The sequence below is a fragment of the Pseudomonas wenzhouensis genome (assembly GCF_021029445.1).
GTDB classification, from domain to species: domain Bacteria; phylum Pseudomonadota; class Gammaproteobacteria; order Pseudomonadales; family Pseudomonadaceae; genus Aquipseudomonas; species Aquipseudomonas wenzhouensis.
Map to the genome: position 1 here is coordinate 1,193,597 of NZ_CP072610.1, position 23,537 is coordinate 1,217,133.

Here is a 23,537-nt window from a genome sequence, read left to right on the forward strand (position 1 = left end):
GGGATTCCTTGTGTTCAGTGGTAGTAGCCGGGGCCGCGCAGGTTGGCGTGGTCGTCCGGCAGCAGGGGCAGGTTGGCTTGAGCCAACGGCAGGTTTTCCAGCCCCTGGCGCAGGATCGATTCGAGGCTCTTGTAGCTGCACGCACCGAGGCTGAGGGCGCGACGGCAGGCCAACTCCAAGCGCACTTCGCCATGGGTCTTGCCCAGGCGCAGGATGCCCAGGCAGGCCCGGTAGCCTTGGGTTGGGTGGATGCGCCGTTCGAGGATGTGGCTGATCACGCCGGCCGTGTTCGGCCCGGTCTGCTCAGCCCAGCGGATCAGCCGTTGTGGCGTCCACTCGGCGTGCTCGCGATGGCTCTTGGGCATGTGCTCGGCCTGTGTGCTGTGCCGGCCCTTGTGCGGTGAGCGCAGGTGGCTGGCCACCCGCTGATTGGCGTGGAAGCACTCCACCGTGCGCGCTGTCAGGCGTACTTCCAGTTGTTTCTTCACCAGTTGGTACGGCACCGAGTAGTAGTGCCCATCGACCTCGACGTGGTAGTCGATGTGCACCCGCGCCTTCTTCCACTCGGCATACACGTAGGGCTGCTCCGGCAGTGGGCGCAGCGCTGGACGATCCAGGGCTTCGAAGGCCGAGTGCCGGGAGCCCGGCAGCTTGCGAAACGGTCGTCGGTTGAGCCGCTCCAGCAATAAGGCAATGGCGCTGTTGAGTTCGTCCAGGGAGAAGAACTGGCGGTTCCTCAGCGCGGCGAGGATCCAGCGCTCGACCACCTGCACGCCGACCTCAGCCTTAGCCTTGTCGCGCGGCTTACGCGCCCGCGCCGGCACCACCGCCACGCCATAGTGCTCGGCCAGATCGCGGTAGCTCGGGTTGATGTCCGGCTCGTAGCGATGGCTCTTGCTCACCGCGCTGCGCAGGTTGTCCGGCACCACGATCTCGGGCACGCCGCCGAGGAAGGCGAAGCAGCGGGCATGGGAGCCCAGCCAGTCAGGTAACTGCTGCGACCAGGTGGCTTCGGCGAAGGTGTAGCTGGATGCACCAAGCACCGCGACGAACACCTGCGCCTGGCGGATCTCGCCGCTGTGGCGGTCGATCACCGGCACCGTCTGCCCGGCGTAGTCGACGAACAACTTCTCGCCGACGCGATGCTCCTGGCGCATCACCACGTCCAGCTTGCCCTGCCAGGCTCGGTAGTGCTCGCAGAACCAGCTGTATTGAAAGCCCTGCGGCTGGCTCAGGCGATACTCCTGCCAGAGCAGCGCCAGGGTCACGCCGGGGCGACGCAGCTCGGCGTGGATCATGGCCCAATCGGGCAGCGGTCGTTGCTCGCTGGGTACCGCCGGCGGTGGCGGGAACAGCTGATGCTCCAACTCGGCATCGGACAACGAACAGGGCCAACTGAGACCGCTGGCGGCAAAACGATTGAGGTAGTCGCCGACGGTGACACGACCGACCTGCACGCTGACCGCAATCTGGCGAGCCGATAGTCCGACCTCGAACTTGAGACGTAGTACTTCGCGAATCTTACGCATGGATAAATGCTCCACGACGACCTCTCTGCTTCGAAAAAGAGGTCGATGGTAGTGAAGAAATCCTGCGTTACTGCCTGCCCGGTTGAGTGGCCGGATGGCCGTGGAATCAGTGGCCGGATGCGCGTGGAATGGGTGGCCGGATCACCGTGGAATCGGTGGTCAGATGCTCATGGAATGGGTGGCCAGATGACCGTGGAATCCGCAAGCATGTGCGACATGCTGGGTGTGTCGTAGTCAGTTCATGCGACAGGGGGCGCGTATCGCAGCGTGAGCGTGCGACAGCCCAAGTGTGTCGCATTGCGGTGTCGCTAATACACGATTGGGTCTCAGTACATGAGGTGATATGCCACCGGTCAAAAAAACCAAGGTGGTAGCCGTATGTGATGACCCAGTGCCGGCGGCATTCTGGTCGCATCAGCGTTCTGCGACAGGCTGGTAGTATCGCTGATGTCTGAAAGCTTTCTAAAAATGCAAAAAGGCCGCACTGACGGCGGCCTTTATTGATCCTTCATCGCATCATCTCCAGCTGATGATGGTGCCCTTCTGCTATGAATGAAGGGGCTAGTGCAGCGTTTTCTTGGCTTTCCGGCCTCGCTTGCTACGTCCTTTCTGGCTGCTCATCAAATTCTTGAAATGCTGCCAGTTTATGGCGCCTAGGGGCAGGTTGTAGCTCAGGGATCGCTCCAAGGTATCCAGCAAAAACACGGACTGCGGCTTATCGAGGTAGTGCTCGCGGGTGACTTCGAGCATATCGCTGTTATGACCCAGCAGGTTTGCAATAACGGTTGCTGGCACGCCGGACTTCTGAAGCTGTACCGCGAAAGTGCGACGAAAGCTTTTAAAAGTGAAGCCGCCACTGAGTGCAACTGGGCAATGCTGTCCGATGAAGCCGGCTCCTGTGACTGGGCCGCAGAAGAAGCGGCTCGCAGCACGTGAATATAGGTGCTTTTCGTCAAAGCGAAGCTCTGAAAACAGCAAAGCATCAGGTCCTTCGGACTGACGGCGTTCCTCGACTAAGTCCAGAAAGCCCATTTCGATCAGCTTCGAGCAAATTGGGATCTCGCGCTCCGACTGCGCATTCTTTAGCGACTTGTTGAAGCCATGGGCGTTGATACTGATTAGGGGCACGCCATGGGCGTCATGGAACACATCGTTAACACGTAGCTGGCAGATTTCGTTGAGTCTGCCACCGGTGAAGAGCCCAAGCGGCATCAGCCAAAAGCAGTAGCTATGTGCGTCTTGGCGAACTTGCGCTGCCGGTGTGCCTGGCGCGTAGTTCTGATAGGGCCAGCTATTGAAGAGGCTGACCAGATTGGAATCCAAAAAGAACTTGGTGACCTTTGCTTTGGTGGTCTGGCAGCCCTCGGCTTTGAGCTCTTCATCGGCGATCAGCTTTCCCTTCAGTGCCTCGTTAATCATGCGATTGAACAGCTGATAGTAGGCCTGCAGGTTTTCTCCCTGGCTTCCTGAGGTGCTGCCTTTTCTGAGTAGCAGCGGGAGCTTATCCCGGATCGCATCAATGTCAGCACTGCCCAACTCCGACACTCGGCGCTGTGGGTTGTCCTCGGTGAGTACTGACTTCAGCTTGGCCATCCGGGCTTGGATCATGTAGGCAGTCTTGGGGGCGTAGTCGTTTTCGCGAAGGAAACGAGCCAGAACTGTATCCAAAAATTCGCTGAGGAGCGGGGAGTGATGAAAGCGATAAATCGCGTCGGCAATGCTGGAGAGGTGCGGCAGTGCCAGCTCCAGGCTTTTTTCATGCCCGGGGGCGGCAACCAGGGTTAGGCCGTGGAGGATTGGAGCGGATAGGTGCGGAGTGTTTACAGCATTCATAGGTGCCTCACTAGTTAATTGAGGCACCACAATACCACTGGCTATGTAGCCAGTAAATATGAAATTTGAAAATTGCTCTAATTATTTACCGTCATTGACAGGTTGTCAATAGATTTTTTCAGTGCAGGGAGGACGATCTCCCCGCACCACTTCACCTATCGGGTGATGCGGGACTGCCAGTGCCGTTTTTCAGTCCAGCTGGTGGCTTTAGCCTTGTCTACGCCAGCTGGGCGGCCGATGCGAAAGACGCCTTGCTTGGCTTGCAGCGCCCTGTAGTGGCTGTAGTGGATGTGCGCAGTCGAGGCCTCAAAGTCGATCTTGTCGAGCTCCTCTTTAAGCACATAGCTCGGGTAGCAATCGCCATAGCCGCCAGTGGTGCTGCGGTCGGCGTGGCCGACCAAGGCTTTGCCGATCAGCATGTCCAGCTTCTGTCGACGGAACTGCTGAATGAACGTATGCCGCAGGCCATGAAAGGTGAGTTCGTCATCGCCCAGTCCGCATTGTCCCAAATAGCCTTTGTCATCTTTGTCTGAGCCCCGGTACCAGCGACTGGCTGTGTGTCCGGGTGACAGGTCGCCATAAATGCGGAGATTTTCAAAAAGCGAGGCCGACAGGTCGCCATCATTCAGTTCCAGGCGCTGTTGGTGAAACTCCAGGAACCCGGCTTCAAGAATGACTTTATGCAGCGGCACGAGGCGCTCCGATTCGACGGTTTTCAGCTGTCGCGCTCCTGAGCTGCTGATGCTGATTACCCAGACGCCAAGCTCTTCACGAATATCGCCGAGCCGAAGCTGGCAAAGCTCGCTCAGGCGAGCGCCAGTATAGAGGCCGAGCAGGGGTAGCCAGAAGCGGTAGTCATCCAGGCGCCAGCGCGGCGGCGACTTGAGCGTATAGACCGGGCCATTGAGCAGTTGCTCAATCTGTCTGGGGGTATAGGTGCGCTTCCGTGGCGCGGCTGCGCCTTTAGTGCTGAATGAAAGTCCGGCAGCCAGATTCTCTTTCAAATACCCCTGATCGTGCGCATAGCTGATGAGCGCGCGTGCCAGCTCGAAAAACTTCTTCGCTGTCCTGGCATTCAAAGGCTCGTACTTGCCGCTCTGAATAATCTGACTCAGGGGCTGATAGCGAGTGGCGCGCAAGCGATGCCGGTTTTTGGGGTAGCTGCGCAACTGATCGCGCAGCGCATTGAAGTCCGCGCGAGTCAGCGTGCTGAGTGGGCGATGTCCTCCGATTAGCTCTGCCAAACCCTCCAGGCGAGCATGCATAGTGATGCGCGTACGCGGATTCTTCCACGCCCCTTCGCGTACCTGACGCTCTTCGAACTCGCGCGTGAGGGCGCCGAAGTGCCGGCAGCTCTCATGAGTGAGTGGTGGCTGGATCAGCAGGTCGTTGGAGGTGGGTGTCTCAAACAAGGCTTGTAGCTTTGCGTTCTGAGCAGGTGACAAGACGCTGCCGAGGGCATTCAGCAGGGCCAGCGTGCCAGCGTCCTGGGGCGTCGTGACGGCGTCGTTGGCCGCGCTCATGTCGGGGAGGGTGTACATGGGCTCGGCAGGTGGGACTGGGCCAAGCATGCGCCGGATCAGGTCCTGAATTTCTTGCAGCGCGCGCTCATAGGCATCCGCTGAAGGGGCTTCAATGAAGCTTTTGACCAAGATTTTGTCGATTTGACCCAGGCTGAAGTGCAGAAGGATCGACGCCAGGATCGGTGAGCTGGTCAGCAGTTCGACCCGCAGTTCATCGGGGTGGCGGGGCGCGCCGGTGAGTCGCGCGCCGGTCAGCGGAATAAGGAGGCTATAGAGCCCGCTTTCCTCCTGAAGAATCTGAAAATTTTGGCAGAGTGTCAGACGGTCGAGCTGTCCCGAGATCCGGCTAAAGTGAAACATGACGCTGTGCGCGGAGCGTGGCAGGCCCGGCGGAATATGCAGCAGATGGCGGCCCTGATCGGGGCGGGCAAAACACAGGTACTCGTAAAACGACAGCATCGTGATAAGCGGATGCCCGGTTTTGAAGATGTTCTTAGCCATCGGGGTGGTTTCCAGCACTGTGATTGCGCTGTAGATGTAAGCGGCAGCCGCGTTGGCGGTGACTGGGTCGTTAGTGCCGAGCGGCCAGTCAAAGCGGGTGAAACCGAATTTGAGGGCTTGGCGCAGGGCTTCGCTCGGATACAAGGCGAAGTGGATTTCCCCGCCTGGTTCATTGCAATAGAGCACGATGTGCTCTTGGCACTCTTTCAGCAGGCGCTCATGCCCGGCGCTCAGATCAGAGTTAGCCAGTACGGCAGGTGCAGGGCGGAGCGCCCAGATTTTCAGGTGGCTCTCCGTAAAACGGCTGATTTCGGCGTGAACAATGGCCAGGTTTGACAGAAAGCCCTCAGGATCCAGCTCAATCGTGTCGGCGCTGCTGCGCCTCATCAGATCTTCGAAACGCGGGTTGAGATATTGGGCGAGATCGCGTGCGAGCGCTTCATCATGGCCGAGTGACCAGCGGATTTGTGCTGGTAGCTGCGGGTGATTGCCGATATAGCCCGGGAAGGTGAAGTAGTACTGGAAGCCAGTTTTGGCTTGATAGACCAGGTGCTGAACACCGGTTTTGCTTTGACGCTTGGACATGATGGCATACCTATTTGGATTCACAGTTGGACTGTGTGAAATCCAGTGCCATCAAATCGTGCCTGAAACCCGCGTTTTAGACGGGTTCCAGGCTTTATTTGGTGGGCCGGGGTAATCTGAAATGATTTCCTATCATGCTGATTTAAAAGGAAAATGCTCGGTTAAGATTGGTCGTGGAATACATTTTGGAATACCAAGCTTAGCCCTTTGGGTTCCAGCGACACCGGGGCCGTAGGTCGGGATCACTGTGCTTGCCCTCGAGACAAAAGCCCCGCATCGAGTCATTCGACGTGGGGCTTCATTTGAGGTTAAGGGCTCAGTCCTCCGAAGGTTACTCTTTCCCGAACTCTTTCTCGTGGGCTTCAGAGATCAACCTATCCAGCGCTATGCACTCCGGTACTACCCAGTGCTCTGCCAGCTTTTTAAGCCGCGGGTGATTCTCGAGCAAAATGTCGAGGTTCTTAGCCTTCCTGCCCTTGTTGGCAGTTTTCAGCTTGGACTCTTTCCCCTTTAGGCTCTTGATGAAGTCTCGTTTCGAGACACCTTCCTCAGCGAGTCGGTCAAAGATCTCCAGAAAATCTTGATGCTTGCTGGGAGCACGCACAACGTTAAAGCGGTCTGGGTATTTGTCACAAAGAGCAGCCCATGCCAGCTCCTGGCGATCTTTGCCGTGCACCTTATCATCCAGCCACTTCAGGTGGTGATCCGTTTTAAGGTTCTGATCCCACTGTGTTTTGAGTTCATCCAAGTGTGCAATCTTCGAACTGAGATCAGCTTCCATAAAGTCGAATATCGCTTGGGTGAGTTGCGGGCCAGAGATATTAGGAAGTCGCTTTATCTGGTAGCGATCAAAAGGTGTGATCTTGTTCTTAACCCACCTGGACGTGCGCGGTCCAAAAGCCCAGGTCAGTTTTTCTGGCTGAACTGCTCGGCGGTTAAACTCACGCAATATTTCTTCTGCGAGGGCGCTCGCCTCTTTATCGTTGGTGAGAACGTCCAGCATAAAGCTCTCGATGTCATCAAGAGTGTTTTCTTTAATTCCAAAATTGAATTCTTCAAATTTGGCATCTTCTTTGAGTTGTAAATAGAGCCAGGCGAAGTTGTAGAGGCGCATGTTACTGGTGCGTGCCTTAAATAAATATTCAAGATAGTTATCTTGGCGGTTGGCGGCGACCTCGTATTCTTCGTTATCGGAGACTATTCCTTTTCCAGCCTGTTTCAGAGACTCCTCTTTATTCCTGGAGAGAATATCTGCGAGCTTTTTTGCTGCTTTATTTTTTGAGTCGTCACGGCTCATAGGGTGATCCTCGTTAGCATCTACGTTAAACCTAGGACGAACCTAGGTAGCTTCTAGGGGGTAGCCAGAAAAGCTTTTCAGCCTGAGACCCACGCGAAAACGCAGGAAAAAGGCCTAACGCAGCAGTCGATCAGGCTATCAGAGGCTCATGCAGTGGCTGCGGAGCTCAAGCGCTATCGATTTGCACATGCCTTCCCTTCGGCAAAGAGGGAAAGGCATGGAATGCCTGAGGTACGGGGATGGTGGTCTTGTTTTCTGCGAAAACTGCACCAACGCTACGAAGCGTAGTTGCTGGTGTGACGTTCCAGGCCCAACTCTGAATGGCGAGTGCCGCACGCTGAGACTCAGATGCGCGGCGCGACAGAATATAAGCCAGCCGGCGACAGCTGTCTAGCTGGCTGTTCTTGGCTTGGGCACCAGTACTTTTTTACAACGCTTGGTAATCCTCTGAACGTATTACAGGAGCCCGTTCATGAGGATCATCCGTCTGAAAGAAGTCACCCACCTAACTGGCCTTGCTCGGTCGACCATCTATAAATACCTCGCAGAAGAGAGGTTTCCAAAATCCGTTCCGCTTGGCGATAGATCAATCGGATTTCTCGAGAGTGAGATTCAAGAGTGGATTATGGCTCGTATCAAAGAGCGAGATATGGCGGGCTAGTGCTTCAGGAGTATGGCATAAAGACTGCGGCCTATAAATGGTCGCAGCCTTTTATGCCGATGAAGAAGGTTGCCTCAGGTAACTCCCCTGACTTTGGTTTTGAGAGATATCTTGGTGTTCGGGGAGATTTTTATTGTGGGGTCTCTACTGGTCAGTGCGTTGCTGAGCTGTTGTATGCTTGTTCTAGTTATATATCAATCAACTAGAACCAAATACGCCATTACAGGTAATCGTAGTAACCAACTGCTACAGCACGGGGAGATGCTGTTGCTGATCACACAGCAACGGCCCTGAAAGCGTTAAGCGGTAAAAAAAGACAGACATGGCACCTGTTATGTAAACACAACACAGGTGACAAGCCATGAACCATCCACACGCATCAAAAAACCTCTCGCAATCCGATATCGCACTCCAGATCGAAGACCTAGTTGAAGCTTTGGAACACAGCGATGGGCCCGTGCAGTCGCTTACTGCGAATGGCGCGGTCAAACGTACCAAGCTCACTCGTTACTTCGAGAACATCGGTCAGATGCTTGAGTTGGTCAGCCACAGCGATGATTACCACTACGGACCTTACCTGCGACTGTTTCAACGGGCGTGTTACGACGTCGGTGTGGAGCACAGCTCACTGGCTGGGATCATTTCTTTCGATGAAGAGACGTCCCAGTACCGTGACTACACCGACACGCTCAACCGCCTGGCTGAGCGTATCCGCCAACTGACTCGTGAGCGTAACTACCGTCGGCGTAGGGATGACGCAAGGTATCAGGAGCGCCAGCAGTCCCGTGAAGTAGCTGAGTACGTTGACCAGGTACTGGATCGCTACGCCACTACTCTGGTGATCAGGGTTGATCTGTACTATCGCTCTGCCGCTCAGGCCAGGCTGCGGGTTGAGCACGTGTTTGCGGATCTGCAGCGGCTGATCCGGGCGCGTGAACGCAATCCGATCTTCGAGCATGAGACAGGCTACATCTGCCGTGTCGAGCAGGGGGAACGTCGCGGCTATCACATCCATGCTGCCTTCTTTTTCAATGGCGCTATGGTGCGGGGCGACATCTACAAGGCGCAGCAGATAGGTGCTCTGTGGGAGCAGATCACCCGTGGTAAAGGGAGCTACCACAACTGCAATCATGACAAAGCCCAGTACGGTGATGAATGCGGTATCGGGATGATTCATCGACGCGACGAACAGGCTCGTGACAATGTCCATCAAGCGATGAGCTATCTGGTCAAGCGGTTTCAGCGGCTGAGCTTGCGTCCGAAGGGAGCGAAGTGCCTACGCAAGGGGCAAGCAAAAACCAGTTTTCGGGTTTGCTAAAGCGCTGTAGGCAATGCGTTCAGGGTCATGCAATTTTGCACTGCATAGCCGGGGTGCTTTTACCACTATTGGGCTGCTAGGCACTTGGAAACGCGGCTTGATGCACGCATAAGAAGGAGCTTGGCGTGCTGCTGTGGGGCTATCAATCGATCAGATCGGTGGATTGGTGCATTACGCCTGAAAACGCCGAATACGGGATAGACCGACATTTAACCTAAGGTGAGGCCGGTCTGTTTCCAAGACTTTTCTGCAGGGTCTTGCAAGTCTTCCACCAAGACATCCGGCGCGCTACAGCGGAGCTTCGGCTCCAGCAGGTTATGAGTGGTAGCTCAGTCATCATGGCAAAGCGCCACTTTTGCATGGACAGCATAATATTTTGCCGACAGACTGCTCAGCAAAACGCTGGAAGTCTGTGAAGGAGACGAGGTGTATGGCTATCTATCACATCCCATTGGGCAGTCACCTCTACTCGCCGAGGCTCGGTTATGACCACCATGGCATCTACGTTGGGCTCGGGAAAGTAATCCATCATTCGGGTTGGAGTGAAGCCTTCAAAAAAGGCCCTATTGAGTGCACAAGCATTGAAAGTTTTTGTGCTGGGAATGGCTTCAAGATCAAGCTTTACGACTCAAGAATCTATTCGCCACCTGAGATCGTCATGCGCGCACGGCGCAGGCTCAGGGCTGGTAATACCAAGTACAACCTACTTTTTAGCAACTGTGAGCATTTCGCAACGTGGTGCGTGACAGGTGTGGAATCTAGTGAACAGGTACAGGAAGCAGCCAAAAAGACTATCACTGCTGGAGTAGCAACCTTCGCTGCGCGCAAGGCTACTCAGAAAACAACTGAGTATGTGATAACGCGTGCTGTTGGTAGGGTTGCCGCAGGTGGTTATACCGGAGCCAAGGTGGGCACCCTGGCAGGAGGGGCAACCGTCGCTTTCACAGGCGCTGCAGGTTTGGCCGCCGCTCCCGCTTTGCCGTTCGTCATAGCTGGTGCGGCGATTGGTTCCTTACTTGGTTTTATCTTGGATGATTGAGTGTGCGAATAGCCCTTCTACAAAATCGGCCGATACAGCTTTCAGTTTTCTTGGGTCGTTGCGTAGCGGAACAACCCGACGGTAACTGTGAATAATCACCGGGGCGTGAATGCCCGCAGAGCTGATGTTTAGGTAGAAACTCAACGAGTAGGGCTGGCGTCGACCGATAGCTTCCGGCTGCGTGGCTTTGCTGGTGCAGATAGGCTATGTGCCACTGGCAACCTATAAGGACGATGCTGGCGAAGTGGATTTGATCTGCCACCTTGATGGCGTTGTGCTGCACTTGGAAATCAAATCGGAGTATATCCGTTTGACCACCAATTAGGTTTGGTTCCAGCGCACCAACACGTTGCGCAAGGTGGCCTGGCAGTTACGGCGCGGGTAATAGAAATTGATGAATGTGGAAGATGAAATGACGCAGCGTCTGATCCTGGTGGACTACGAGAACATCGGTAAGATCGACCTGTCGCTGCTTGATGCCTCCTATCGTGCCATCATCTTTGTAGGGGCCAAGCAGAACACGCCCAAGGCCTCGCGTAAGCCGTCTACTGCGCATCGCTTTTCACGGGTGGACTTCCAGAAGATTGAGGGTGTGGGTAAGAACGCGCTGGATTTTCATATCGCCTTTCAGCTGGGGCGTACCTTTGAGACCGCACCGGAAACGCAATGCATCGTCCTTTCCAAGGACAAAGGTTTCGACCCGCTGTTGGCCTACCTGAACAAGAACGGGTTGGCGTGCCAGCGTATTATTGCACTTGAAGAATTGTTGCCGGAAGAGTTGCCTGAGCCTGAGGTTCTAGCCCCTGAAAATGCTTGCAAACTCTGCGGCAAGGCCAGTTGCGTGGAACACCTGGGGGGGCAGTGGTGTAGCTATTGCGGCCATTTTTCCAGTCCGCCAGATCCAAAGCAGATGCCGTCGTGCCAGGAGAAGTATCGCGAAAAGAAAAAAGACAGTTACAGCTACGGGCCGTTGATGGGCACTTGTGCCTGGTGTTACCAGCGAACCGACATGAGTGGCGGCATCTATGACGACGGTGAGTGGATGTGCCCAGGCTGTATCAGTGGATATGCCAGGTAATATGAGTTTCGGTATTTGGAATTTTCACAATAAGGGATTATGCGCCGATGAAGCTCACCACCAACTGGTTAAAACCACCCTATGCAAGTGGTGGGATTGATCACCTCGGCACTCAGGCGCCCTGCGTAATGATCTATGGCCAATTACTGCCTGGCATTACTAATGTTACTGACCGGGCGCGCTACTACTCGCTCTATCCCTGGTTGGTCTGGTCATATGACCAGCGTTATGCGAAGGATGATTATAACCACTTCGTGGAGCGGTTTCGGCGGGCAGATTGTCTGTTCACTCTGATTGCCGAGCGGCATGCGCAGGTGACAGACCACAGCAGCGAGCGACACGGCGTCGCGATGGTCGGTCGTACCAAGCTCGTTCCCTCACTTGCCAATCTGAAGGTTGGCAAACAATTACGGCTATCGCTCTACGCGACGACTGAGGAAACGCCCCAGCGCTACTTCATGAATCGGCTTGGGGGCCTTTCTCAGTACTACGCGGGTACTCTGGCCGAGCTACAACTGATGGAGGCTTCCGGTCGATCCTGGAGTTTCTATAGCAGCCAGTATGGGGCACCGCTTGCGCAGAGCGTTGAGTCGTCGGTGCCGAGTGAGCAGTTCTGGCAGGTTGTCGAGAACGACTCGGTAACGCTTGATGATCTAGACGATCTGAGCGCCTTCTGTGCCTGCAATATCTCCGAAAGCTTGGGCGAGCATCGGCAGCTCATTGATATTTTTTTCGATACTAGCAACCGCTATTCAGAGGAAGGCACCCAGCGACGTCAAAGCCTGGGGCTGATACTGCAAATGGTGGAAGCCCTGAAGGGGCGGAGTCCGACCGAGGAGGCGTTCCGAGGCTGCGTCTATAGTGCCGCTCTGCCAAATGGCAAGGCGTGGGAAATTCCTGATGCCTTGCAGCTTACTCGTGCGCACTGGGCCGTCTATGTGCGCAATGACCTAATGTCGGTGGCTTTCCAGACGATCCTAGCGATCAGTCTGCAGGAACTGCAACCGCAATCGGCAGCGCAGCGGCGAGTATTTCACAGCGTCGAAGCGTTCGCTGACTGGTTTGGCACTTCGGCAGCGGTTGCCGGAGTTCTGAGTGATCTGGGAGCAGATAGTTTCGGCGATCTGGTCGCTAGTAGCAGGGCGAATGGCCCAGCACTGACTAGCTGGACAAAAGGTGCGCATGAGATCCAGCTGGCGCGGCAGTTAATTGATGGCTGGCATACGGGCGTGGAAGTTGCCAGGCTGCTTTCAGGTAGTTTGAGCCTGCTGGCAATGCTTGTTGCTCGAGATGATCTTGGACAACAGCCGTATTCAGGATTGGCGATCACTCTTGAGGGACTCAGGGACTACCCGATCAACCTAGTCAGCTTCCGTAGCCGAAGTGCCGACTGGCAGACGATGCCTCTCAAGCATGTAGTTGTCGATCTGGTCGTTTGGTGTCTAGACAGCCATCTTCGAGTGGCGTTGCGTAAGCTCCGGCAGTCCAACCGCTCGACTTTTCATTTGCGGCCATCCGAGAGAGGACTTGAGGTGGTGGGTGATCAGGTTCCACCACCATCCCAGACTACACCTCGTTTCCGTCAGGCGTTGCAGATCTTGCGCGACCTTGGAATGCTTGCGCGTGATGACAACCACATGACCAGACTGACTGATTCTGGTCGGATGCAGATGGAGGCCGCCAGTGTCTGACGGCATTTCCCTTCTTGAAGTGATCAAACGGGGTGGTTACGAGGCCTCGCTGATCACCACCTTCAATGCGACGTTGCCTTTCTACGAAGAGGTTCTGCTGCGCAAGCTGGTCGCAGCCGGATGCCGTCATAACGTGGTGCTGATGGATCGGGGCCAATGTGCAGCTTCATGGGAAAGCCAGGTCACCCGGCCTCGTTTGGCTGGTCATGCCTACACGCTGTTGCCGATTGGCGTGAGCGGTGCGTTTCATCCGAAGGTCTGTCTGTTGCTTGGGGCAAAGAAGGCATCGATTCTGATCGGCAGTCACAATCTCACGCTGTCGGGGCTCGGGTTTAACCGCGAAATCACCAACTGGATCGAAATTGGTGGTGCCAAGGATGGTGAGGGTACCGCCGTTCTTAAGGCTGTCTGGCTGATGCTCCGTGACTGGATCGAGCTGGAGCGCGGCAAGGCGCCTGAGCCTCTATTGGAGTCAGCGCTGGCAATAGGCCGCTTCATCAGCCCTTTGATTGCAACAGCCGGAGACATGGGGTTGCCTGCTGTGCTGGCACAAGATCCGAGAGGGCCGGCGCTAATCGATCAACTTGCTGAGCGGATTACAGCCCCGGTCGCGAGAGTTGCGGTACTGGGGGCGTTCTTCGATCGGGAGCTGGCTCTGCTCAAGGAGCTGAAAGCCCGCTGGCCCACCGCAGATATCGTGGTGGGCATTGATCCCGACTCGGTCCATCATCCCGGCAGCTATGACGGCGAAATCGTTCGGTATGTGGATGCGCGAGAGATTGCCGAGCGGGCCGGTTATCTGCATGCCAAGGTGCTCTATTTTGAAACACATAGTGCTAAGGCTGATGTGTTTGTCAGTGGTAGTGCAAACCCCAGTCGTCCTGCCTGGATGGACGCTGCGAATGGAAATGTTGAGGCCATAGTACTTCATGCAGGCATTGCCGCCCGACGTGCTGCTGAGGCCACTTCGATGCTAAGCCTTTTCGAGTTGCCTGAGTTGCCGCCGGAGGCGTTCGCTACTATCCAGGAGCGCAGTGAAGCTATCGAGATTGAACAGCCAGCATCGTTGCCACTGCTTTCGGGCTATTCAGATGCGGATCGTGGCCTGATACGTATCCGCTATCGGGGCAAGCAAATGTCGGTGACTGCAGCCGAACTGCTTGGGCCGAACCAGGAGATGCTGGAGACGCTTGCACCACTGGAACTAAATGAAGACGAGGTTGTGTTCAGGACCAAGGTTGAGGCGACAGACATCCGCTCCTGCCTGTTGGCGCAGGGCGGCAGGCCGATCGCCAGGGCAATGATCCTACATCCCTCAGTCATTGAATCGAACTCCCGATCTTCCAGGCAGTACCAGATTCGTTTGGCGCTAAGTGAGCTGGGCTCGACTGAGGCCGATATATCGAGGGTCATCGCCAGCGTTGAGCGTGTGATCTTCGCGGAGCAGTCCGATCACGAAATTCAGATGGCGATCCGTGAGTGCCGGAATAAAAAGGATGCGCTTCCAGTTGAGGACGGGCCGACATCGCTGGTAATCAGCGTGAGCGACATGGCTCGGATGAAGCGCAAGCAGCGTGTATTGAAATCCGGTGATCTGGCGTACCTGATCGATGTGCTCATGCGACGCCTCAACGATGGTATCGAGGTGCGGAGTGTCGAGGTAGATCGGGCAGGGCGGAGCGAAGAGGAACAGATTGGCCAGGAGGACGATGGTGGCGAAGAGACAAGCGATACTGTCGAGAAGCCCCAGTTCACCGACGCTGAAATTGCCCAGGCCGTTACCAGGAAGGCAAGGGCGTTGAGTAGAAAAATGGTTGAGCAACTGAAGCTGGCTAGCCAAGACGAGACAAGGAAAGTCAGTGCGTCGATCCAGCTGATTGCGGTGCTGGCTTTGATTCGTGAGCTGCGCCATCTCGATAAGCAGAAGCGCTGGCGAGCAACCGGGCAGGATCTGGTGGAAGAGTGGGATCGTCGCTACCTGTTTGATGAAAGCATCAGGTATTTGCTCGGTTCGGAGTCGCGTCTGCTCGAAGTGATCGACAATACGATTGACGACGATGCTGATGAGACGATGCAGCTTCGTACCTTACTGGTGTGGCTCGCTTGGGATCTGGGTGATGAGTTGACGGCTAAGGTCAGCTTAATGTGGGATGCCGACGAAAAACGCCAAAGATTGCAGACGAATGCGGTGTTCCTGAGGCTGATGCCGTCGATTGCTGCAGACCAGGATGCCAGTGCAGAGCTGCGCGATAGCATTCGGCGAACTCTCAAGCCAACTCCGAAAGCCTCAGTTCAGGCTGAGCAATGGCTAGGCTTGCATCTGACCTATGGTTCTTCTTGGTTGCAGGGGCAGGAGGAGGCCAACGAGTTTGAGCTTGGCGGATACTGCAATATTCCTGGCTTGGATGATGAGCCTAGGGTCATCGTAGAGCTTGATCAGAATTATGTTGGCTTTTGGGATTTTGATGACGTACGGAAGTTTGAGCGTGACAGGGTTGTTGCGCTGATGCCGGCAAGGTCAACAAGTTACGCCTCGAATTGAGGGAGCTTCCGTTGGTTTTCGACGGTACGAGTATTGGGGCTGTCAAGCCCGTTTGGGGCTGAAAGTTCGTCTCCAAAAAGCCTAGATACCGCGTCAAGCCGGGTGGCTAGGATGCAATTTCCTAACCACCCAGCAGGAGACAATCATGTCCAAGCAACCCAACTCTACCAACCAACAGCGTCAGCAGCACAACCATCGTTCGGATGCGCTGAACAATAATCGCGGTACGTCGGGCACCAACCCGACCAATGCCCACGTTCATGGCAATCGCGGTAAACAACTCAACCCCAATCAGCGCTAGGATCGCGCTCCCCCGGTCAGCACTGGCCGGGGGTATCAAGGATTTCAGATGAGTAGAGATACTTGCTTTGCCACCCAGGGTGAGCTGGTCAAGCTGGCCTACGATGCATTCGGCGTACTTCCCCGCAAGGAGGCCAGCCATGACGACATCGATGAGACGCAGAAGAAGGCCATTCAAAAGCAGTTGGTGAGACTGGCTAAAGAAGAAGGCGGACTGCTGTCGAATTTCGGGCAGGTGATTCAGACGCTCAGCAGCATCCTGACAGCGTATTTGCCCAGTATTCAGATCATGAGTGCTATTGGCGATCCGCTCGATGATCTGCTGGAGGCATACAACCGCTTGGTTCGCGAAGAGGGCACCTATCTCAGCAAGGCTGAAACCCTCCGGTACTTCATCTCGACGAAGGCAATTCCTTTGCTGGTCGTTTCGCTGAATCAGAGCCTGCTGAAACACCGAATCGCAGATATAGGGCTCGAAACGCCGGAAGACAAATTCTGGTACCTGCCGGCAGTAGCTGAAGATGGCCGCCTAGTAATGCCGCTGGAAAAGGTCATGCGCTGGGTCTATGCGCGCTGTGATCTCTCGCAGACGCAGTTCCACTACCCAGGCAAGAACCCGCGAAGCGACAACAACATGCTTCAGCAGAACCTCGACAACGCCATCAAGTGGACGCGGGGCGCAAGGCTTCCTGCATTACCTGCCTTGTTTAGAAATTTCGAAGAATCCTTTGCCGCGTTGGCGCAAAGCGGGCGAGAGATATCCAAAGAGCTTCAGGCCAGCATCCTCGTGGCATTAATGGTTGCCCGGGTTTCGAGCTACCTAGCGAGGGAAATTACTGCCGCCTACGGTCATCAGTACCTCGCTGATGCCTGCAATCAATTCCGTGATTATGCCCTGTGGATCGCCGATGACATCAACGAGTTCAAGGCCGTAATGGAGGAGCAGATTCGGCAAGAAGAGTCCTGTGATATGGCCCAGGCTATCTGGTTTGCTAGCTGGGATCGCTACTGGGATTTCTTCTATGCGAGGCTGCGAGGCGCAGCCGGTACTTTCCAGCAGCTTCAAGAAGCCGTCCTTGGCGAGGATGGCATTGAAGAGCTTAAAGGTCAGTACGGCCCTTTTGCAGTGCTCTCCATTCAGGATCTGATTCAGCGGCACTCAGCATTTTCCCCTCCGCACGGTTTTGCCGAGCTTCTGTTTAAAGGTTTTGACCTCAAGAGTTCTCCAGCAACCCAGCTAAATCAAATTGACGAGTATGCCGCTCAGGTGCGGATTCCACGGTCATCTGGCCACCCATTCCATGAGCATCTGACCACCGATTCCACGGTGATCCGGCCACCCATTCCACGCGCATCCGGCCACTGATTCCACGGCCATCCGGCCACTCAACCGGGCAGGCAGTAACGCAGGATTTCTTCACTACCATCGACCTCTTTTTCGAAGCAGAGAGGTCGTCGTGGAGCATTTATCCATGCGTAAGATTCGCGAAGTACTACGTCTCAAGTTCGAGGTCGGACTATCGGCTCGCCAGATTGCGGTCAGCGTGCAGGTCGGTCGTGTCACCGTCGGCGACTACCTCAATCGTTTTGCCGCCAGCGGTCTCAGTTGGCCCTGTTCGTTGTCCGATGCCGAGTTGGAGCATCAGCTGTTCCCGCCACCGCCGGCGGTACCCAGCGAGCAACGACCGCTGCCCGATTGGGCCATGATCCACGCCGAGCTGCGTCGCCCCGGCGTGACCCTGGCGCTGCTCTGGCAGGAGTATCGCCTGAGCCAGCCGCAGGGCTTTCAATACAGCTGGTTCTGCGAGCACTACCGAGCCTGGCAGGGCAAGCTGGACGTGGTGATGCGCCAGGAGCATCGCGTCGGCGAGAAGTTGTTCGTCGACTACGCCGGGCAGACGGTGCCGGTGATCGACCGCCACAGCGGCGAGATCCGCCAGGCGCAGGTGTTCGTCGCGGTGCTTGGTGCATCCAGCTACACCTTCGCCGAAGCCACCTGGTCGCAGCAGTTACCTGACTGGCTGGGCTCCCATGCCCGCTGCTTCGCCTTCCTCGGCGGCGTGCCCGAGATCGTGGTGCCGGACAACCTGCGCAGCGCGGTGAGCAAGAGCCATCGCTACGAGCCGGACATCAACCCGAGCTACCGCGATCTGGCCGAGCACTATGGCGTGGCGGTGGTGCCGGCGCGGGCGCGTAAGCCGCGCGACAAGGCTAAGGCTGAGGTCGGCGTGCAGGTGGTCGAGCGCTGGATCCTCGCCGCGCTGAGGAACCGCCAGTTCTTCTCCCTGGACGAACTCAACAGCGCCATTGCCTTATTGCTGGAGCGGCTCAACCGACGACCGTTTCGCAAGCTGCCGGGCTCCCGGCACTCGGCCTTCGAAGCCCTGGATCGTCCAGCGCTGCGCCCACTGCCGGAGCAGCCCTACGTGTATGCCGAGTGGAAGAAGGCGCGGGTGCACATCGACTACCACGTCGAGGTCGATGGGCACTACTACTCGGTGCCGTACCAACTGGTGAAGAAACAACTGGAAGTACGCCTGACAGCGCGCACGGTGGAGTGCTTCCACGCCAATCAGCGGGTGGCCAGCCACCTGCGCTCACCGCACAAGGGCCGGCACAGCACACAGGCCGAGCACATGCCCAAGAGCCATCGCGAGCACGCCGAGTGGACGCCACAACGGCTGATCCGCTGGGCTGAGCAGACCGGGCCGAACACGGCCGGCGTGATCAGCCACATCCTCGAACGGCGCATCCACCCAACCCAAGGCTACCGGGCCTGCCTGGGCATCCTGCGCCTGGGCAAGACCCATGGCGAAGTGCGCTTGGAGTTGGCCTGCCGTCGCGCCCTCAGCCTCGGTGCGTGCAGCTACAAGAGCCTCGAATCGATCCTGCGCCAGGGGCTGGAAAACCTGCCGTTGGCTCAAGCCAACCTGCCCCTGCTGCCGGACGACCACGCCAACCTGCGCGGCCCCGGCTACTACCACTGAACACAAGGAATCCCACCATGCTGCCCCATCCGACCCTGGACAAGCTCCAGACCCTGCGCCTGCACGGCATGCTCAAGGCACTCGCCGAGCAACTGAAAACCCCGGACATCGACAGCCTGAGCTTCGAGGAACGCCTCGGCCTGTTGGTCGACCGCGAACTGACTGAACGCGACGACAAGCGCCTGAGCAGCCGCCTGCGCCAGGCCCGGCTCAAGCACAACGCCAGCCTCGAAGACATCGACTACCGCAGCCCGCGCGGGCTGGATAAGGCGCTGATCCTGCAACTGAGCGGCGGCCAGTGGCTACGCGACGGCCTCAACCTGATCATCGGCGGCCCCACCGGCGTGGGCAAAACCTGGCTGGCCTGCGCCCTGGCCCACCAGGCCTGCCGAGAGGGCTACAGCGTGCGTTACCTGCGCTTGCCGCGCCTACTGGAGGAGTTGGGCCTGGCTCACGGCGACGGGCGCTTCGCCAAGCTGATGAGCAGCTACGCCAAGACCGACCTGCTGATCCTCGATGACTGGGGTCTGGCCCCGTTCACCGCCGAACAGCGTCGCGACATGCTGGAGCTACTGGATGATCGCTACGGCCAGCGCTCGACCCTGGTCACCAGCCAGATGCCGGTGGACAACTGGCACGAACTGATCGGCGATCCGACCCTGGCCGATGCCATCCTCGACCGCCTGGTGCACAACGCTTATCGGATCAATCTGAAGGGTGAATCAATGCGCAAACGGACGCAGAAATTGACGACGCCAGCCAACCCGGACTAACAATGCCACCCCTGCGTCGCTGCGCTCCGACTGCCCGGCCGGATGGCCGTGGAACAGGTGGCCAGATGGCCGTGGAATGCCTGGCCAGATGAGCGTGGACTGGGTGGCCGGATGGCGTGGAATCCGCAGCTCAGGTAGCTGCGTACGACCTGAATGAGCAACTCTGCTGGATGGTGCCCTGGTTGCGCGGGGTCTATCACTATCGTCGAGAGGAGTTCGAGGCTGCCATGCCGCACTTCCAGGCGGCCTTTGAAAATGCCAAGTACCGGGCAGGTAAAGACCAATACAAGCTGGTGAACCAGTACGTCGAGGTTGCGGCAAAAAATGATGACCGCCGTGGCTTTAAGAAGGGCATTGAGTGGGCGCAGTACTTGGGCATTAAGATCCGCTGGCTGCGTGATGATGAGCCGACCGAAGAGAAGCTGGACTACGTCTGCTACATGCTGAAAATCGCCCGGTACGACCACCAAATGTAGTGAGGGGGCGTTTCAATCGCTAAAGTTATCTCCGATCCAAATCCTACAATTATGATCAGCACCTGCGTTTGAAACTTGCAAGGGCGCAGCCTCACAAGGGCAGGCTGCGCCGTGTTCGAATGGGAAGGCTACTTGGCTTTTGCAACCATTAACTCAGACCAGCGAGTAGTGTAGGCGGGGGAAAGTAATTCTCTACGCATAGCCCACTCGACTGGCTTGGCGATGCGTCCCGGCTGCAGCGTTCCACGTCCCCAGCGATTGTTGATCGCATCTAGGGTGCTCATCAGTCGCTCGGTTTTCACGGGCTGCTCGGGAGCAAACAGATCCGGCGTGTATTCGTTCCTGCGACACAGATCTAACAGCATCACCTGAGCCTTGGCGTAGCTGAAGCCCTCTCTGAAGACTCGCTGCAATCCAGCCTGGACGGCCTTGATGATCAGCCTGCTGTCATCGGTTGGGTAGGGCAGTTGGCAGAGGACGCCATTGGCATATTTCGCTTCAGCTGGATTGAACATCCCGGTGCGCAGACTGATCCTCACTTGTCTGCAGAGCGACTCCTGCTTGCGCAGCTTTTCAGCAGCGCGTGTGGCATAGCTGGTGACGGCCTCCTTATTACCTGTTATCGGCCTATGGTTGCCGTCTTCAGTGGTACAACCACTCCTGCAACTCATCCAGGTTCACCACTACAATCTGCTGCGCCGTCGCTTTGGCATGTACCTTGGTCGGATCAATCTGATAACGCTGCAGCACGTATTGCACCAGCGCGCCACGCGTATCGATCACCAGCCGCCCATCCTGCATGCCGTAGTCGGTCTCGATGATGGCTTGCTGTTCGGGTTTAAGGCGTGAGTCCGGTGCGATGATGACCTGCACCTGGCTGCTCCATCCCGGATCTTGATCGCGGGTGTTTTCGGTTTCGTCATCCATCAACTCGGGCTTGCCACGAAAGCGGCTAAGCACGAAGTCGCGGTAATCCCTGTTCTTCTCGCAATACGCACGCACATGCCAACGCATCCCGGTGTAGATCAGCGTGTGCGGGGCGATCAGCCGGGTTTCGGCATCTGGGGTGGTGAAAGACACGTACTCACACTCCAGGCGCAAGCCTTCACGGCAGGCGCGCAGAAGAGGGCGCAGCAGTTCCGGTCTCACGGTGCGATCCGGTACTTGCAGCACTTCGGTGTGTGCATAAGCCAATGCCAGGCCCTCGATATGCGGGGCCCGGTCATGGTTCTGGTTGAGCAGGTGCAGATAGGCGCTGGCGCTGTCATCGATAAACAGCGGGGCAAATTGCTTGCTCGGCACATATCCCTTCAGATGTTTGTCATATGTCAGGTTATGGGGCGCATGCTCGTTGATATAGGTATTGATGTCTTTCGAGGCTTGCTGGCGGCTGATGCCAAAGCTCTGCATCAGGTGGTTCGTGGTCAAGCGACCCTCCCACCAGACCACGGTTTCGATCAGGCGATAGCGCAGTGCCAGATCCCAGCGCACCGATTCGATTTCTTGTTTGCGTTTCATGGGCTCTCCACCTGCTCGAAAACTTTACCTGTACAGGTAAACACTCTAGATGCGTCTTCTTAAGCTACATATCTTGATTGCTACAAGCAAGCCGGCAGAGGCCGGAGCAGGACAAGCAATCAAGGAGAAACACCATGGCACTGATCAATTGTGGCGAATGCGACCGTATGACCAGCGACCAAGCAGCCGCCTGTCCGCACTGCGGCGCGCCGATTGCCGAGCAACTATTGCCAGCAAGTCAAACGTCACACCAACCGGCGAGCCGCACTGTTGGATTCGGGCTAGGCCTGGGTATTTTCCTGGTACCGCTGGTGTTTGCCTGGTTTCTACTGCGTGAAGGGCATAGCGCGGCGAGCCGGGTGATCGGCTTTGCGTGGTTGGCCTTGTTTATATTCGGCGTGGCAGGGAGTGAGCGCGCCAGTACCGAGTCCTCGGTAAAATCCAGTAGCCAAATCCAGCCGGCTAAAGCCGCTGCGCCACTGATTGAAGTGAGTGCACAGCAATTAGCCCAGGCCTACGACCGCAACACCGTCGCGGCCGATCAGCAATTCAAAGGCAAGCGCTTCAAAGTCACTGGCACCGTGGACTCGATCAATACCGATATGTTCGGTAACCCCTACATCACCCTGCGCGGTGGGGTAAATCAGTTTATGGAGCCGCAGTTCGAGCTGAAAAAGTCGTATGCCAACTATGCCGCCACGTTGCATCGCGGTATGCGCATCAGCCTGATCTGCACCGGCGGTGGCGATATCGCCAAAATTCCCATGTCGCAGAACTGCGTTCCAGACGCGTGATAGACGAAAACGCCGCGCATGGCTTTACCCATGCGCGGCCAATGGATAAGGTGACCGGCGCCGCAAAACGATTCAGGGATGGTACGCCAGCTGCAAATGGACTTGTCTCCAGTCACCTCGCTCCCCAGTCCTTCGAACCCAGCATTTTCGGCGCTTCAACTGAAGAATTTCCCAGCTGAAGCGCAGCAGTATTGAGCGGATAGAGGCTAAACATGAACAAGATCGAATTCGGCACACGCACATTTGTGCCGGCCTTAGCGGCCATGCTGTTGGCGGTGGTTATTTCCTGGACAGGGGTGCTTGACAGGTCTTCCGGTAAGTATGTTGATGAGGCACTGGTGCAAGCCTTTTCAACCTATGCCGTCGCCCGTGGCATTAACGGGGTGGTTTCCGTACTGCAAAGCGTATCGGTTGGGGGAAGTCTCGGTGTTGCATTTAATGTTTCTCCGGGGGAAGTACTCGACCCAATCAATGATCTGGTCGAACGTTTTGCCGCCATCATGGAGCTTTCTATTGGCTCACTGCTGATCCAGAAGCTGCTGATTGCCATCACCTCAAGTGCGTTCTTCAACATTCTGCTAACGGCCAGCGTGGCGGCTTTTGCCCTTGTTGCGCTGCTGAATGTCACCCCTGCAGTCGGGCCCTTGTTTCGTACGGTCTTAACCTTGGTTTTTCTACGTTTTGCCATCGTGCTGGCCATCCTGGCCAATAGCTGGGTTGATATTGTTTTCCTGCGTGAAGGCATCGATCAGCGCGCAGAGGCTGTGGGCAGTGTTTCCGAGGACGTTTCTGCGCGCGTAGCCGAAACACCTACTGCCACTAACCCTGCAGAAGAAGAGCAGGGCATGTTTGACTCGTTTAAAAATGGCTTCAGTGCACTGGCAGAAAAGACCCAAGGGATGATGTTGCAACTCGACGCCAGCGCAGCCAAAGAGGAACTGGATAACGCAGTCCCCAATATGGTCGACCTGATGGCCGTCTTTATCCTCAAAACCATCCTATTGCCGCTGCTTTTCCTCTACGGATTGAAGCGTGTTTTTGCGCTGCTGTGGGGATGGCGTGATGCCGAGCTGAAAGCAGTCACAGCCTAGG

The 23,537-nt window shown here is 56.4% G+C and carries 19 protein-coding genes; 13 read left to right on the forward strand and 6 right to left on the reverse strand.

The annotated features are described in order from the left end of the window. Window positions 1-14: 14 nt before the first annotated feature. From istA (J7655_RS05455) to J7655_RS05470, 4 genes are all read right to left on the reverse strand, one after another. Window positions 15-1,529 (reverse strand): IS21 family transposase, encoded by a 1,515-nt coding sequence (gene istA / locus J7655_RS05455; RefSeq protein ID WP_230925725.1) that lies wholly within the window; start codon window positions 1,527-1,529, stop codon window positions 15-17. Between the two features lie 561 nt (window positions 1,530-2,090). Then, window positions 2,091-3,362, reverse strand: coding sequence for a tyrosine-type recombinase/integrase (locus J7655_RS05460; RefSeq protein ID WP_230926895.1), 1,272 nt, complete (start codon window positions 3,360-3,362; stop codon window positions 2,091-2,093). Window positions 3,363-3,517: 155 nt separating this feature from the next. Further along, window positions 3,518-5,971, reverse strand: a complete 2,454-nt coding sequence (locus tag J7655_RS05465; protein ID WP_230926896.1) for a site-specific integrase — start codon at window positions 5,969-5,971, stop codon at window positions 3,518-3,520. Window positions 5,972-6,302: 331 nt separating this feature from the next. Further along, the gene (locus J7655_RS05470; RefSeq protein WP_230926897.1) at window positions 6,303-7,268 is read right to left on the reverse strand and encodes a hypothetical protein; all 966 of its coding nucleotides are present in this window, start codon (window positions 7,266-7,268) and stop codon (window positions 6,303-6,305) included. 472 nt (window positions 7,269-7,740) lie between these two features. Here J7655_RS05470 and J7655_RS05475 point away from each other — a divergent pair, with 472 nt between their 5' ends. From J7655_RS05475 to J7655_RS05525, 11 genes are all read left to right on the forward strand, one after another. After that, window positions 7,741-7,929, forward strand: coding sequence for a helix-turn-helix transcriptional regulator (locus J7655_RS05475; RefSeq protein ID WP_230926898.1), 189 nt, complete (start codon window positions 7,741-7,743; stop codon window positions 7,927-7,929). Window positions 7,930-8,290: 361 nt separating this feature from the next. Further along, window positions 8,291-9,247, forward strand: a complete 957-nt coding sequence (locus J7655_RS05480; protein WP_230926899.1) for a YagK/YfjJ domain-containing protein — start codon at window positions 8,291-8,293, stop codon at window positions 9,245-9,247. A 430-nt stretch (window positions 9,248-9,677) separates the two neighbouring features. Further along, entirely contained in the window at window positions 9,678-10,286 is a 609-nt protein-coding gene (locus J7655_RS05485; RefSeq protein WP_230926900.1) for a lecithin retinol acyltransferase family protein, read from the forward strand. Between the two features lie 412 nt (window positions 10,287-10,698). Then, window positions 10,699-11,364: a PIN domain-containing protein gene (locus J7655_RS05490; RefSeq protein ID WP_230926901.1), complete on the forward strand. Its 666-nt coding sequence runs from the start codon at window positions 10,699-10,701 to the stop codon at window positions 11,362-11,364. A 47-nt stretch (window positions 11,365-11,411) separates the two neighbouring features. Continuing rightward, window positions 11,412-13,055, forward strand: coding sequence for a hypothetical protein (locus tag J7655_RS05495; protein ID WP_230926902.1), 1,644 nt, complete (start codon window positions 11,412-11,414; stop codon window positions 13,053-13,055). Further along, the gene (locus J7655_RS05500) at window positions 13,048-15,597 is read left to right on the forward strand and encodes a phospholipase D-like domain-containing protein (RefSeq protein WP_230926903.1); all 2,550 of its coding nucleotides are present in this window, start codon (window positions 13,048-13,050) and stop codon (window positions 15,595-15,597) included. Before J7655_RS05495 ends, J7655_RS05500 begins: the two co-directional genes overlap by 8 nt. 145 nt (window positions 15,598-15,742) lie before the next feature. Further along, window positions 15,743-15,898 (forward strand): hypothetical protein, encoded by a 156-nt coding sequence (locus J7655_RS05505; RefSeq protein ID WP_143499640.1) that lies wholly within the window; start codon window positions 15,743-15,745, stop codon window positions 15,896-15,898. 48 nt (window positions 15,899-15,946) lie between these two features. Further along, complete coding sequence (locus tag J7655_RS05510) at window positions 15,947-17,263, forward strand: hypothetical protein (RefSeq protein WP_230926904.1); 1,317 nt, start codon at window positions 15,947-15,949, stop codon at window positions 17,261-17,263. A 106-nt stretch (window positions 17,264-17,369) separates the two neighbouring features. Further along, window positions 17,370-18,884, forward strand: coding sequence for an IS21 family transposase (gene istA, locus J7655_RS05515; protein ID WP_230925725.1), 1,515 nt, complete (start codon window positions 17,370-17,372; stop codon window positions 18,882-18,884). A 17-nt stretch (window positions 18,885-18,901) separates the two neighbouring features. Then, on the forward strand, window positions 18,902-19,657 hold the full coding sequence (gene istB, locus J7655_RS05520) for an IS21-like element ISPpu7 family helper ATPase IstB (RefSeq protein WP_230925724.1): 756 nt from the start codon (window positions 18,902-18,904) through the stop codon (window positions 19,655-19,657). 116 nt (window positions 19,658-19,773) lie between these two features. Further along, entirely contained in the window at window positions 19,774-20,133 is a 360-nt protein-coding gene (locus tag J7655_RS05525; RefSeq protein ID WP_230926905.1) for a hypothetical protein, read from the forward strand. Window positions 20,134-20,261: 128 nt separating this feature from the next. Here the strand turns inward: J7655_RS05525 and J7655_RS05530 are convergent, their stop codons facing one another. Both J7655_RS05530 and J7655_RS05535 read right to left on the reverse strand, forming a co-directional pair. Beyond that, entirely contained in the window at window positions 20,262-20,804 is a 543-nt protein-coding gene (locus J7655_RS05530; protein ID WP_420850910.1) for a DUF4113 domain-containing protein, read from the reverse strand. Continuing rightward, the gene (locus tag J7655_RS05535; RefSeq protein WP_230926906.1) at window positions 20,776-21,651 is read right to left on the reverse strand and encodes a WYL domain-containing protein; all 876 of its coding nucleotides are present in this window, start codon (window positions 21,649-21,651) and stop codon (window positions 20,776-20,778) included. Before J7655_RS05535 ends, J7655_RS05530 begins: the two co-directional genes overlap by 29 nt. Before the next feature lie 134 nt (window positions 21,652-21,785). Between J7655_RS05535 and J7655_RS20835 the strand changes: the two genes are divergently transcribed. After that, window positions 21,786-22,445: an OB-fold protein gene (locus J7655_RS20835; RefSeq protein WP_338052710.1), complete on the forward strand. Its 660-nt coding sequence runs from the start codon at window positions 21,786-21,788 to the stop codon at window positions 22,443-22,445. 212 nt (window positions 22,446-22,657) lie between these two features. Continuing rightward, complete coding sequence (locus J7655_RS05550) at window positions 22,658-23,536, forward strand: hypothetical protein (protein ID WP_230926907.1); 879 nt, start codon at window positions 22,658-22,660, stop codon at window positions 23,534-23,536. The last annotated feature ends 1 nt before the right edge of the window (window position 23,537 follow it).

Excerpts from the sequence above, each read along its gene's own strand:
- J7655_RS05470 (WP_230926897.1), bottom strand. The coding sequence starts at position 7,268 with ATGAGCCGTGACGACTCAAAAAATAAAGCAGCAAAAAAGCTCGCAGAT.
- istB (WP_230925724.1), top strand. The coding sequence starts at position 18,902 with ATGCTGCCCCATCCGACCCTGGACAAGCTCCAGACCCTGCGCCTGCAC.
- J7655_RS05495 (WP_230926902.1), top strand. The coding sequence starts at position 11,412 with ATGAAGCTCACCACCAACTGGTTAAAACCACCCTATGCAAGTGGTGGG.
- istA (WP_230925725.1), bottom strand. The coding sequence starts at position 1,529 with ATGCGTAAGATTCGCGAAGTACTACGTCTCAAGTTCGAGGTCGGACTA.
- J7655_RS05465 (WP_230926896.1), bottom strand. The coding sequence starts at position 5,971 with ATGTCCAAGCGTCAAAGCAAAACCGGTGTTCAGCACCTGGTCTATCAA.
- J7655_RS05490 (WP_230926901.1), top strand. The coding sequence starts at position 10,699 with ATGACGCAGCGTCTGATCCTGGTGGACTACGAGAACATCGGTAAGATC.
- J7655_RS05460 (WP_230926895.1), bottom strand. The coding sequence starts at position 3,362 with ATGAATGCTGTAAACACTCCGCACCTATCCGCTCCAATCCTCCACGGC.
- J7655_RS05510 (WP_230926904.1), top strand. The coding sequence starts at position 15,947 with ATGAGTAGAGATACTTGCTTTGCCACCCAGGGTGAGCTGGTCAAGCTG.
- istA (WP_230925725.1), top strand. The coding sequence starts at position 17,370 with ATGCGTAAGATTCGCGAAGTACTACGTCTCAAGTTCGAGGTCGGACTA.
- J7655_RS05475 (WP_230926898.1), top strand. The coding sequence starts at position 7,741 with ATGAGGATCATCCGTCTGAAAGAAGTCACCCACCTAACTGGCCTTGCT.
- J7655_RS20835 (WP_338052710.1), top strand. The coding sequence starts at position 21,786 with ATGGCACTGATCAATTGTGGCGAATGCGACCGTATGACCAGCGACCAA.
- J7655_RS05550 (WP_230926907.1), top strand. The coding sequence starts at position 22,658 with ATGAACAAGATCGAATTCGGCACACGCACATTTGTGCCGGCCTTAGCG.
- J7655_RS05530 (WP_420850910.1), bottom strand. The coding sequence starts at position 20,804 with ATGAGTTGCAGGAGTGGTTGTACCACTGAAGACGGCAACCATAGGCCG.
- J7655_RS05485 (WP_230926900.1), top strand. The coding sequence starts at position 9,678 with ATGGCTATCTATCACATCCCATTGGGCAGTCACCTCTACTCGCCGAGG.
- J7655_RS05505 (WP_143499640.1), top strand. The coding sequence starts at position 15,743 with ATGTCCAAGCAACCCAACTCTACCAACCAACAGCGTCAGCAGCACAAC.
- J7655_RS05480 (WP_230926899.1), top strand. The coding sequence starts at position 8,291 with ATGAACCATCCACACGCATCAAAAAACCTCTCGCAATCCGATATCGCA.
- J7655_RS05535 (WP_230926906.1), bottom strand. The coding sequence starts at position 21,651 with ATGAAACGCAAACAAGAAATCGAATCGGTGCGCTGGGATCTGGCACTG.